The 10,991-nt window shown below is 70.2% G+C and carries 11 protein-coding genes and 1 pseudogene; 9 read left to right on the top strand and 3 right to left on the bottom strand.

From position 1 onward, the window contains the following. The first annotated feature begins 37 nt into the window (after positions 1–37). Positions 38–1,000 (top strand): tripartite tricarboxylate transporter substrate binding protein, encoded by a 963-nt coding sequence (locus tag JJI54_RS25185; protein WP_203076173.1) that lies wholly within the window; start codon positions 38–40, stop codon positions 998–1,000. Between the two features lie 164 nt (positions 1,001–1,164). Here the strand turns inward: JJI54_RS25185 and JJI54_RS25180 are convergent, their stop codons facing one another. After that, complete coding sequence (locus JJI54_RS25180) at positions 1,165–2,055, bottom strand: LysR family transcriptional regulator (RefSeq protein WP_203076172.1); 891 nt, start codon at positions 2,053–2,055, stop codon at positions 1,165–1,167. Between the two features lie 152 nt (positions 2,056–2,207). Here JJI54_RS25180 and JJI54_RS25175 point away from each other — a divergent pair, with 152 nt between their 5' ends. After that, a complete protein-coding gene (locus JJI54_RS25175; protein ID WP_203076171.1) occupies positions 2,208–2,546 on the top strand; it encodes a hypothetical protein in 339 nt (112 codons plus the stop codon). 24 nt (positions 2,547–2,570) lie between these two features. Here JJI54_RS25175 and JJI54_RS25170 read toward each other — a convergent pair whose 3' ends face one another. Beyond that, the gene (locus tag JJI54_RS25170) at positions 2,571–4,907 is read right to left on the bottom strand and encodes a bifunctional salicylyl-CoA 5-hydroxylase/oxidoreductase (protein WP_203076170.1); all 2,337 of its coding nucleotides are present in this window, start codon (positions 4,905–4,907) and stop codon (positions 2,571–2,573) included. A 118-nt stretch (positions 4,908–5,025) separates the two neighbouring features. On the opposite strand from JJI54_RS25170, the gene JJI54_RS25165 reads away from it, so the two are divergent. Genes JJI54_RS25165 through JJI54_RS25135 form a run of 7 tightly spaced genes read left to right on the top strand, consistent with a single transcriptional unit; the run spans position 5,026 to position 10,772 of the window. Beyond that, positions 5,026–5,760: an SDR family NAD(P)-dependent oxidoreductase gene (locus JJI54_RS25165; RefSeq protein WP_203076169.1), complete on the top strand. Its 735-nt coding sequence runs from the start codon at positions 5,026–5,028 to the stop codon at positions 5,758–5,760. Continuing rightward, positions 5,757–6,278: a MarR family winged helix-turn-helix transcriptional regulator gene (locus tag JJI54_RS25160; protein WP_226382109.1), complete on the top strand. Its 522-nt coding sequence runs from the start codon at positions 5,757–5,759 to the stop codon at positions 6,276–6,278. Before JJI54_RS25165 ends, JJI54_RS25160 begins: the two co-directional genes overlap by 4 nt. After that, positions 6,275–7,102, top strand: a complete 828-nt coding sequence (locus tag JJI54_RS25155; protein WP_203076168.1) for an enoyl-CoA hydratase family protein — start codon at positions 6,275–6,277, stop codon at positions 7,100–7,102. The genes JJI54_RS25160 and JJI54_RS25155 overlap by 4 nt, the downstream gene beginning before the upstream one ends. Continuing rightward, on the top strand, positions 7,102–8,265 hold the full coding sequence (locus tag JJI54_RS25150) for an acyl-CoA dehydrogenase family protein (protein WP_203076167.1): 1,164 nt from the start codon (positions 7,102–7,104) through the stop codon (positions 8,263–8,265). Before JJI54_RS25155 ends, JJI54_RS25150 begins: the two co-directional genes overlap by 1 nt. Before the next feature lie 14 nt (positions 8,266–8,279). Then, entirely contained in the window at positions 8,280–9,914 is a 1,635-nt protein-coding gene (locus JJI54_RS25145) for a benzoate-CoA ligase family protein (protein WP_203076166.1), read from the top strand. Then, the gene (locus JJI54_RS25140) at positions 9,911–10,375 is read left to right on the top strand and encodes an acyl-CoA thioesterase (protein ID WP_164692650.1); all 465 of its coding nucleotides are present in this window, start codon (positions 9,911–9,913) and stop codon (positions 10,373–10,375) included. The genes JJI54_RS25145 and JJI54_RS25140 overlap by 4 nt, the downstream gene beginning before the upstream one ends. Continuing rightward, a complete protein-coding gene (locus JJI54_RS25135) occupies positions 10,368–10,772 on the top strand; it encodes a RidA family protein (RefSeq protein WP_203076165.1) in 405 nt (134 codons plus the stop codon). The genes JJI54_RS25140 and JJI54_RS25135 overlap by 8 nt, the downstream gene beginning before the upstream one ends. Before the next feature lie 111 nt (positions 10,773–10,883). Here the strand turns inward: JJI54_RS25135 and JJI54_RS25130 are convergent. Further along, a pseudogene (locus JJI54_RS25130) lies at positions 10,884–10,991 on the bottom strand (IS5/IS1182 family transposase); the annotation flags it as partial.

Genomic DNA, 10,991 nt, shown 5'->3' with positions numbered 1-10,991 from the left:
TGCATTTGATCGCCAGACGAGTTCTGGAGGTTCGATCATGTCGCAGCTTGGCCGTCGCAGCATCCTCGGTGCCTTCCTCGCGGCTCCCCTGGCCGCGCCCGCCTTCGCCCAGCCCTGGCGGCCCGACCGGCCGGTCGAACTCGTCGTCGGCTTCGCCCCGGGTGGCGGCACGGACATCGTCGCGCGGCTCTTCGCGCGGCACCTGGAAACGCGGCTCGGCCAGCCCATCACGGTGGTGAACAAGCCCGGCGCGTCCAGCGAGGTCGCGCTGACCTATGTCGCGCGGTCGCGGCCGGATGGGCAGGTGCTGGGCCTGACCAACATGCCCTCCTTCGTCACGGTGCCGGTGGAGCGGCGGGCGCAGTACAATCTCGACAGCTTCGGCTTCATCGGCAACATCATGACGGACCCGACGGGCCTGATCATCCGCGCCGACAGCCCGATCCGCGACCTGCCCGACCTGGTGCGCCGCGCGCTGGCGGATCCCGAGGGGATCGTCGTCTCCACCTCCGGCATCGGCACCGACGACCACCTGATGATGGCGCAGATCTCCCGCCTGACGGGGGCGCGCTTCACGCTGATCCACTACACCGGCGCGCCGATCCAGCGCACCGCCCTCATCGCCGGCCAGGTGCAGGTGAACTGCGTCTCGGTGGGGGAGGTGATGCCCAACCCCGATGGCGTGCGCTTCATCGCGCATGGCGGCGCGGCGCGCAGCCGCTTCGCGCCGGAAACGCCGACCTTCAAGAGCCTGGGCCTGGATTTCGAGATGTATTCGGAACGCGGCCTTGTGGTGCCGGTCGCGACGCCGTCCCGCATCCTGGAGCGCCTGCGCGACGCCGTGCAGGAAGCCGCCGCCGACCCCGCCACGCGCCGCAGCTTCGAGGCGCAGTTCATCGAGCCGACGCTGGAGCCCGGCGCGCAGTGGGAAGCGCGCATGCGCGCCACCCAGACGCAGTATGCCGACCTGTGGCGCCGCGCGCCCTGGATCAACAGCTGATCGCCTGATCCGCCCGGCCGCCGGCACGCGCCGGCGGCCCGGCCCGGGGATGGGGGGTGGCCCGCGTCAACGCGCCGGCGCCAGGCCAGCGGTCGAAGAACCGCGGCGGGTGCCGGTGGCCGTGACCAGGGAGCCGCGGCCGGACAGGCGCGGGCCACCGAGGCTCAGTCCTTGAACTCCCCGGGCAGCACCTTCGCCAGGTGGTCGAAGACGGCGCGGTAGCGCCGCCCCTGCCGCACATCCGCATGCGCCACCAGCCAGACGCCGGAGCGCGGCGCGAATTCCTCCGTCAGCAGCCGCCGCAATCCCGGCACGCGGCTCGCCGCGCGGGCTTCCAGCACGCCCATCCCAAGCCCCTGCGCGATGGCCTGGCGCTGGGCGAGCATGCTGTCCGCCTTGAAGGCGAAGCGGGTGTTGGTCACATCGAGCTTCAGCCGTTCGGCCGCGCGGGCGCCGAAGGAATCGCGGTCGAACCCCACCCAGACATGGCCTTCGAGCCGGTCCAGCGCCGGCGGTTCGCCATGGCGCGCCACGTAATCCTCCGACGCGAAAAAGCCGAGTTCCACGGTCCCGATCTGCCGCGCGATCAGCTCCGGCTGCTCGGGGCGGGAGAAGCGGATGGCGATGTCGGCGTCCCGGCGCAGCAGGTTCTCCACCTGCATGCCGATCGAGACCTCGATCGTGATGCCGGGATGGGTGCGCAGGAAGGGGCTGAGCAGCGCGGGCAGCCGCTCCACGCCGAAGACCTCCGTCGTCGTGATCCGCACCGTGCCGGTCGGGCTCTCCGGCTTGCCGGTGATGGAGACGGACAGCGCCTGCGCCGCCTGCTCCAGATGCTCGGCATGTTCCATCAGCGCCATGGCGCGGTCGGTGGGCCGCAGGCCCTGGGGCGTGCGGTCGAACAGCGCCTCCCCCACCTGCTCCTCCAGCGTGCGGATCTGGCGGCCGACGGTCGGCTGCGTCAGGCGCAGGGTCTGCGCGGCGGCGGAAAGGCTGCCGGCGCGCATCACCGCGACGAAGGCCTGGAGCAGGCTCCAGTCCAGGCTGTGTGTCATGCTGTTACGGCATGACACAATTTGAGGGCATGCATTCCTGCATACCGGTCGAAGAACATTCGGCAATCCCGCAACGACCGCCGGGGACGCATCTTCTGGCCACGGACGGCGACATCGGGTCGCCACCCTGATCGAGAAGAAAGCCAACGACCATGACCACCATCTCCTCCAAGCTGACCCTGGCCGCCGCGCTGTTCGGCACGGCCCTGGCCTTCGGCGCCGCCACCGCCCAGGCCGCCGACGCCCCCTCCTACCCCCGTTCCGTCGGCACGGGCGAGAACAGCGAGATCGTCTATGCGCCGGGCTACCAGGGCAACGTCGTGGGCGGCGGCCGCGTGGTGACGCAGCAGATGCCGGGCCATGAGGTGGCGGTGACCTACCTCGATGACAACTACGCCCAGCACCAGGCCCCGGGCGTGGTGTCGCAGTCGGTCTCCAACGGCGAGAACACCGACTTCGTGCTGGCGCCGCTCTCCGCGCCGCGTGGCTGAGGACGCCCTGGCGGGCGGCGGGGGTTACTCCGCCGCCCGCGGGAGTGTCTGCGCTTCCGGCTTGTGGCTCCGCGGGCGGGCCTTCAGCTTCAGCTCCCGCAGTTCCGCCTGATCCTTCGCCGCGTTGCGCAGCAGCGCATCCTTGCCCCAGAGGTATTGCGGCGGGCAGGCGATATCCTTCACGCCATACTGCGCCGCGGCGTGCAGGGTGAAGGACGGGTTCGTCAGATGCGGCCGCGCCAGCGCCACCAGGTCCGCGCGATTGGCGGCGATGATGGTGTTCACCTGGTCCGCGCTGGTGATGTTGCCGACGCACATCGTGGCAATGCCGGCCTCGTTCCGGATCATGTCGGACCAGGGCAGCTGGAACATGCGGCCATAGGTCGGGCTGGCATCGGCCACGGTCTGGCCGGTGGAGACATCGATCAGGTCCGCGCCCGCCTGCGCGAAGGCACGCGCGATGGCCAGGCAATCATCATCCGTCAGGCCGCCTTCCGCCCAGTCGGTCGCGGAGATGCGGACCGACATGGGCTTCTCCGCGGGCCACACGGCGCGCATCGCTTCGAAGATTTCGAGCGGATAGCGCTGCCGGTTCCCGACGCTGCCGCCATACTCATCGTCGCGGCGGTTGGTCAGGGGCGAGAGGAAGCTGGCCAGCAGGTAGCCATGGGCGCAGTGCAGCTCCAGCATGTCGAAGCCGCAGGCGATGGCGCGGCGGGTGGCCGCGACGAAATCGTCCTTCACCTCGTCCATGTCCGCCCGTGTCATCGCGCGCGGCACCTGGCTTTCGGGGTAGTAGGGGATCGCGCTGGCGGAAAGGATGGGCCAGGCGCCGTCCGCGAGCGGCCGGTCCATCCCCTCCCACATCAGCTTCGTCGCCCCCTTCCGCCCGGCATGGCCGAGCTGGAGGCAGAACTTCGCCTGTGACGTGGCGTGGGCGAGCGCGACGATGCGCGTCCAGGCGGCCTGCTGTTCATCGTTCCAGAGGCCGGCGCAGCCCGGCGTGATGCGGGCGGTGGGGCTGACGCAGGTCATCTCCGTGAACAGCAGCCCGGCCCCGCCCATGGCGCGGGCGCCGTAATGCGCGACATGGAAGTCGCCCGGGACCCCTTCGGGCGCCGAATACATGCACATGGGCGAGACGACGACACGGTTGGCGAGCTTCATGTCGCGCAGCGCGAAGGGCTGGAACATAGGCGGCTTGCGCGGATCGGCCGGCAGGCCGGCGGCCTGCGCCTCCTCCGCCACCGCGCGCTGTGTCTCCGCCACGAAGCCGGGCGCGCGGAGGGCGAGGTTGTCCCAGGTGATGGCCTTGGACCGCGTCATCACCCCGAAGGCGAAGCGAGTCGGGGAGAAGCCCCAGAAGCGCTTCACATGCTCGAACCAGACGAGCGAGACGCCGGCGGCGTGCTGGGTCTTCTCCACATCCTCGCGCCGGTCGGTCTCGTAGCGATGGAGGCAGGTGGCGACGTCGCCGCCCTTCAGGAACGCCTGGTGCAGGCCGATCGCGTCCTCCATGGCGAGCTTGGTGCCCGAGCCGATGGAGAAATGCGCGCTGGCCTTGGCATCGCCGAGCAGGACCATGTTGTCCTTCACCCAGCGGCCGCAGGTGATGGTCGGGAATTGGCGCCACATCGACCGGTTGGTGATGAGGCGATGGCCCTGCAGTTCCTCCGCGAAGACGCCTTCGAGATAGGCCGCCGACTCCGCCTCGTTCATCCGGTCCAGGCCGGCCTTCGCGAAGGTGTCGGGATCGGTCTCCAGCACCCAGGTGCTGGCGCCGGCCTCGTACTGGTAGCAATGGGCGATGAAGATGCCCTCCGGCCTCTCCGTGAAGAAGAAGGTGAAGGCGTCGAAGGGCCGCGTGCTGCCCATCCAGGCGAAGCGGTTGGGGCGGAGGTCCACTTCCGGCCTGAAATGGTCGCGGAAGCGTTCGCGGATGGGGGAGTTGATGCCGTCCGCGGCGACGATGAGGTCGGCATCGGGGAAATCCTCGGGCGAGGCCTCCCGCCGGTATTCCAGCTCGACGCCCAGCGCGCGGGCGCGGTCGGAGAGCAGCATCAGCAGGGTGCGGCGGGAACAGCCGCAGAAGCCGTTGCCGCTGATGCGGTGTTCCTGGCCCTTGGCGACGATGGCGATGTCGTCCCAGTAGGCGAAGCTTTCCGTGATGGCGCGGTAGCTCGGCTCATCCGCCGCCTGGAAGGTATCCAGCGTCGCGTCGCTGAAGACGACGCCGAAGCCGAAGGTGTCGTCCGGGCGGTTGCGCTCCACCACCGTGATGCGCGCCTGCGGAAAGTCCCGCTTCATCAGGATGGAGAAATAGAGGCCCGCCGGGCCGCCGCCGATCACCGCGATGCGCATCGCTGCACCCCTGTCCCTGCCGCGAGATAGTTTAGGCTTCAAAGATTGGCGCAGCAACCGGATTGCAAGGTTGCGCCGCCGGCGGATGATGTTTTAGGCTTCAAGCATCGGAGGTCGGATGGAAGCGTCGCCACTCCTCGGCAAGGCTGCGCTCGTCACGGGCGGCGGCACCGGCATCGGGCTCGCCTGCGCGCAAGCGCTGACGCGCGCGGGAGCGGTGGTGACGGTGCTCGGGCGGCGTGAGGCGCCGCTGCGCGCGGCGGTGGAGGCGGCCGATGCGGCGGGGCTGCTGGTGGCGGATGTGACCGCCCTGCCCGCTTTGCCCCGCTTCGACATCCTGGTGAATGCCGCGGGCGCCGCGGAAAGCGCGCCCTTCCTGAAGTCCGACGCCGGGCTGTTCGATCGGATGTGGCGGGTGAATGTGCTGGGCGCGGTCGCCGCGGCGCAGGCGGTGCTGCCCGGGATGCTGGAAGCGCGGGACGGGCGGATCGTGATGGTCGCCAGCACGGCGGCGCTGAAGGGCTACCCCTATGTCACCGCCTATACCGCCGCGAAGCATGGGCTGCTCGGCCTGGTGCGGGCCCTGGCGCAGGAGGTCGCGGCCAAGGGCGTGACCGTGAATGCGGTCTGCCCGGGCTTCACGGATACCGCCATCGTGGCGGAGAGCGCGGCGCGCATCGTCGCCAAGACAGGGCGCGGCGAGGACGAGGCGCGGGCGGAACTCGCCAGGCACAACCCGCAGAAGCGGCTGGTGCAGCCGGCGGAGGTCGCCGCGGCGGTGCTCGCCCTCTGCCTGCCCGGCAGCGCCGCCATCAACGGCCAGGCCATCGCGGTGGATGGGGGGGAGACATGACCCCGGACGACATGATGCCCGTGGCGGTGGATGCGGAGACGGCCCTGGCCGGCGCGCCGCCCGGCCACAAGGACGACCTTCGCCTCTGGCTGCGGCTGCTGACCTGCGCGACCTTGATCGAGGGCGAGATCCGCACCCGCCTCCGGCGGGACTTCGACACCACCCTGCCCCGCTTCGACCTGCTGGCGGCGCTGGACCGCGCGCCGGCGGGGCTCACGCTGGGCGACGTCTCCCGCCGCATGATGGTCAGCAACGGCAACGTCACCGGCCTGGCCACGCGGCTGGAGGCCGAGGGGCTGGTGGAACGCCGCGCGCGGCCCGGCGACCGCCGCGCGCAGATGCTGCGGCTGACGGCCAAGGGCAAGCGCGAATTCGCACGTCAGTCGGCGGCGCATGAGGGCTGGGTGGCGGAACTGCTGGGCGGCCTCGAACCCGCCGACCGCGCCGCGCTGTTCCGCCTGCTCGGCCAGGCCAAGGGCTCCGTCAGGGCCGCGCTTTCACCCGAGGAAACACCATGATCACGGCCATCAGCGGCCCGCTTGCCGACTACACGGCGCAGCATCTGCGGCTGGATATCGAGGGCGGCGTCGCGACGCTGACGCTGAACCGGCCGGAGTGGAAGAACCCGCTGACCTTCGACAGCTACGCGGAGATGGCGGCGATCCTGCGCGCCGCCGTCCACGACGATGCGGTGAAGGCCTTCGTCATCACCGGCGCCGGCGGCAATTTCTGCTCGGGCGGCGATGTGCATGAGATCATCGGCCCGCTGCTCGATCGCGACACCAAGGGGCTGATGCAGTTCACGGCCATGACGGGCGAGTTGGTGAAGGCCATGCGCGCCTGCCCGCAGCCCATCATCGCGGCCATCGACGGCATTGCCGCCGGCGCGGGCGCCATCATCGCCATGGCCTCCGACATCCGCCTCGGCACCGCGCGGGCCAAGACCGCCTTCCTGTTCAACCGCGTCGGCCTCGCGGGCTGCGACATGGGCGCCTGCGCCATCCTGCCCCGCATCATCGGCCAGGGACGGGCGAGCGAGCTGCTGTATCTCGGCCGGTCACTGGGCGGCGAGGAGGCCCTGGCCTGGGGCTTCTTCAACGCGCTGCATGAGCCCGATGCGCTCCAGGCCGCCGCGGCGAAGCTGGCGCGGGAGATCGCGGAGGGTCCGAACTTCGCCCATGCCATGACCAAGCGCATGCTGCAGATGGAATGGGCCATGTCCATGGACCAGGCGATCGAAGCCGAGGCCGTGGCGCAGGCGCTCTGCATGACGACGCAGGATTTCCGCCGCGCCTATGACGCCTTCGTGGCGAAGCAGCGCCCCGTCTTCAAGGGCGACTGATGGCAGACCGTACCTTCCTCCAGTGGCCCTTCTTCGAGGATCGCCACCGCGACTGGGCGGCGGAGGTCGAGGCCTGGGCTGCGCAGCATGCGGAGGCGCTGTCCGACGAGCATGATGCGGATGGCAGCGTGCAGCGCTTGGCGCGCGCGATGGGCGATGCGGGGCTGCTGCGCGTGCCCTGCCCCGCCGATGGCAGGCTCGACGTGCGCAGCCTCTGCATCGCGCGCGACATCCTAGCGCGGCATAGCGGCCTCGCGGATTTCGCCTTCGCCATGCAGGGGCTCGGCACCGGGCCGGTGACGCTGTTCGGCACGGCGGCGCAGCGCGAAAGGCTGCTGCCGGGCGCGAGGGCGGGCACCAACCTCGCCGCCTTCGCGCTGAGCGAGCCGGAGGCGGGCAGCGATGTGGCGGCACTCGCCACCACCGCGACGCCGGATGGCAATGGCCATTGGCGGCTGAACGGGCGCAAGACCTGGATCAGCAATGGCGGGATCGCGGCCTCCTACATCGTCTTTGCCCGCACCGGCGAGGCACCGGGCGCGCGGGGCCTCTCCGCCTTCCTCGTCGCCGCCGATGCGCCGGGGCTGACGATTGCGGAGCGGATCGACGTAACGGCGCCGCATCCGCTGGCGACGCTGGCCTTCGAGGATGTCCGCGTCTCCGTCGATGACCTCATCGGTAAGCCCGGCGAGGGCTTCAAGGTGGCGATGGGCACGCTCGACGTGTTCCGCGCCACCGTCGGCGCCGCCGCGCTCGGCTTCGCGCGCCGCGCCTTCGACATGACGGTGGAACGCGCCAGTTCGAGAAAGCTGTTCGGCGGCGCGCTGTTCGACCAGCAGATGAGCCAGGCCGCCATCGCCGACAGCGCGGTGGATGTCGAGGCTTCCGCCCTTCTCGTCTATCGCGCGGCCTGGCTGAAAGATTCCGGCCAGCCGCGCGTCACGCGGGAGGCCTCCATGGCCAAGCTGCACGCGACGGAGGCGGCGCAGCGCTGCGCCGACCGCAACGTGCAGATCCATGGCGGCCTCGGCGTCACCAAGGGCCACAAGGCCGAAGAACTCTACAGGGAAGTCCGGGCGCTGCGGGTCTATGAAGGCGCCTCGGAGGTGCAGCGCATCGTGATCGCGCGCGCCGAACGCGACAGTCGCACATCCACATCATGAACCGGGAGACGGGGATGGACGGGATGATGACGCAGGCCATGGGCGCATCCGCCCACCAGGACAGCTTCTGCCGGGACAACCTGCCCCCGCGCGACCAGTGGCCGGACTTCCTGCTGGACCGGCCGGAGTTCCAGTATCCCGCGCGCCTCAACTGCGCGGTGGAACTGCTGGACCGCAACCTGGAGCGCGGCCGCGGCGACCACCCCGCGCTGGTGACGCCGGCGGAGACGCTGAGCTATCGCCAGCTGGCGGAGCGTGTGGACCGGATCGCGCATGTGCTGGTCTCGCGCCTCGGCCTGGTGCCAGGCAACCGCGTGCTGCTGCGCAGCGCCAACAATGCCTGGATGGTCGCGGCCTATTTCGCCGTGCTGAAGGCGGGCGGCGTCGTCGTCGCCACCATGCCGCTGCTGCGCGCCAAGGAATTGTCGCAGGTGCTGCGCAAGGGGCGCATCACGCATGCGCTTTGCGATGCGCGGCTGGTCGAGGAACTGCGCAAGGCGGAGGGGCCAGACCTCCGGCACCTCGTCACCTGGGGCAACGGGATGCTGGAGGCGATGGTGGCGGAGGCGCCCGGCAGCTTCGCGGCCTGCGACACCGCCGCCGATGATGTCTGCCTGATCGGCTTCACCAGCGGCAGCACGGGCGAACCCAAGGGCACGCTGCATTTCCATCGCGACATGCTGGCGATCTGCGACGGCTATGCCATGCAGGTGCTGAAGCCGGAGCCCAGCGACATCTTCATCGGCTCGCCCCCGCTCGCCTTCACCTTCGGCCTCGGCGGGCTGGTGCTCTTCCCCTTCCGCGTCGGCGCCACCGCCGTGCTGCTGGAGAAGGCGCCGCCGGAGGAACTGCCCGCCGCCATCGCGCATCACCGCGCGACGGTCTGCTTCACCGCGCCCACCGCCTATCGCGTCATGGCGGCCAGGGCCGGGGAGCACGACCTCTCCAGCCTGCGCAAATGCGTCTCCGCCGGCGAAACCCTGCCGGTGCCGATCTTCGAGGCCTGGCAGAAGGCCACGGGCCTCAAGTTGATGGACGGCATCGGCGCGACGGAGATGCTGCACATCTTCATCGCGGCGCGGGAGGACCAGATCCGCCCCGGCGCCACCGGCATCCCCGTGCCGGGCTACCGCGCCAGGGTGGTGGACGAGGCCGGCGCCGAGGTGCCGCGCGGCACGCCGGGCAGGCTCGCCGTGCAGGGGCCGACGGGGTGCCGCTATCTCGATGACCCGCGCCAGGCGCAATATGTCGAGCGCGGCTGGAACATCACCGGCGACACCTACATCCAGGATGCCGATGGCTATTTCTGGTACCAGGCCCGCAACGACGACATGATCGTCTCCGCCGGCTACAACATCGCGGGGCCGGAGGTGGAATCCGCCCTGCTGACCCATCCCGCCGTGAAGGAATGCGGCGTGGTCGGCGCGCCGGATGCGGAACGGGGGATGGTGGTGCGCGCCTATGTCGTGCTGAAGGACGGCATCACCGGGGACGCGGCCCTGGTCAAGGCGCTCCAGGACCATGTGAAGGCCGAGGTCGCGCCCTACAAATATCCGCGAAGCGTTGTCTTCGTGTCCGCCCTCCCGCGGACCGAGACCGGCAAGCTGCAGCGCTTCGCGCTGCGGAAGCAGGCCCAGTCCGGCGCATGAGCCGACCGGCGCCCATCGCCGCCGCCGCCCTGCCCGCCCGCGCCTTCCGCGGGCGGCAGCGCATCCGCTTCGGCGATTGCGACCCCGCCGGCATCGTCTTCTTCCCGTCCTTCTTCGCCATGGCCAATGGCATGGTGGAGGACTGGTTCACCGAGGATCTCGGCATCGACTTCCACGCCCTGCACGGCCAGCGCCGCATCGGCACCGGCTTCGTGCATGCGGAGGCCGATTTCTTCCGCCCCGGCCTGATGGGCGACCGCATCGCGCTGACGCCGATCCTGACGCGCATCGGCGGCGGTTCCTATGCGCTGACCGTCCACATCCATCGCGGGGAGGAGGAGCTGGCCCGGCTCGCCCTCGTCACCGCCACCACCGACCTCGATGCCCGCCGCGCCGTGCCGATCCCGGCCGACCTTCGCGCGGCGCTGGTCGCCTACCAGGAGCGTTGCGCCCATGGCTGACAGCCCCCTCACCGCCCTGCAGCCGGCCGGCTGGCCGGCGCCGCGCGGCTATTCCAACGGGATGATGGGCCAGGGCCGCGTCGTGCTGGTGGGCGGGCAGATCGGCTGGGATGCCGGAGGCCGCTTCCCCGCGGGCTTCGTGCCGCAGGTCCGCCAGGCGCTGGAGAATATCCTGGCGGTGGTGAAGGAAGCCGGGGGCGGCCCGGAACATATCGGCCGCCTGACCTGGTACGTCACCGACATGGCGGAATACCGCGCCAGCCTGGCGGAACTCGGCCCCGCCTATCGCGCCGTGATGGGCCGCAACTTCCCCGCCATGGCGCTGGTGCAGGTGGTGGCGCTGGTCGAGCCCCAGGCGAAGGTCGAGATCGAGGCCACCGCCATCATCCCGGCCTAGGGCAATACGCGTTCGGATGGAATCATCTGAACGCATTTCTTGCCCTAGATTCAATGACTTCTAGAGCACGAGCTGCGTTCATTTGAACGCAGCGTGCTCTAGGCTCAGGACTCATTGGCCGAGCCAGAAGATGACGATGGCGGCGAGTGTGACGGCGCCGAAGAAGATGGTGGGGCATCGGTCGTAGCGGGTGGCGATGCGGCGCCAGTCCTTGAGGCG

Source organism: Falsiroseomonas ponticola (assembly GCF_016805305.1).
In the GTDB taxonomy this organism is placed as follows: Bacteria; Pseudomonadota; Alphaproteobacteria; order Acetobacterales; family Acetobacteraceae; genus Falsiroseomonas; species Falsiroseomonas ponticola.
Note: the sequence above shows the minus strand (reverse complement) of the source record. Positions and strands in the feature narration are given on the sequence as shown.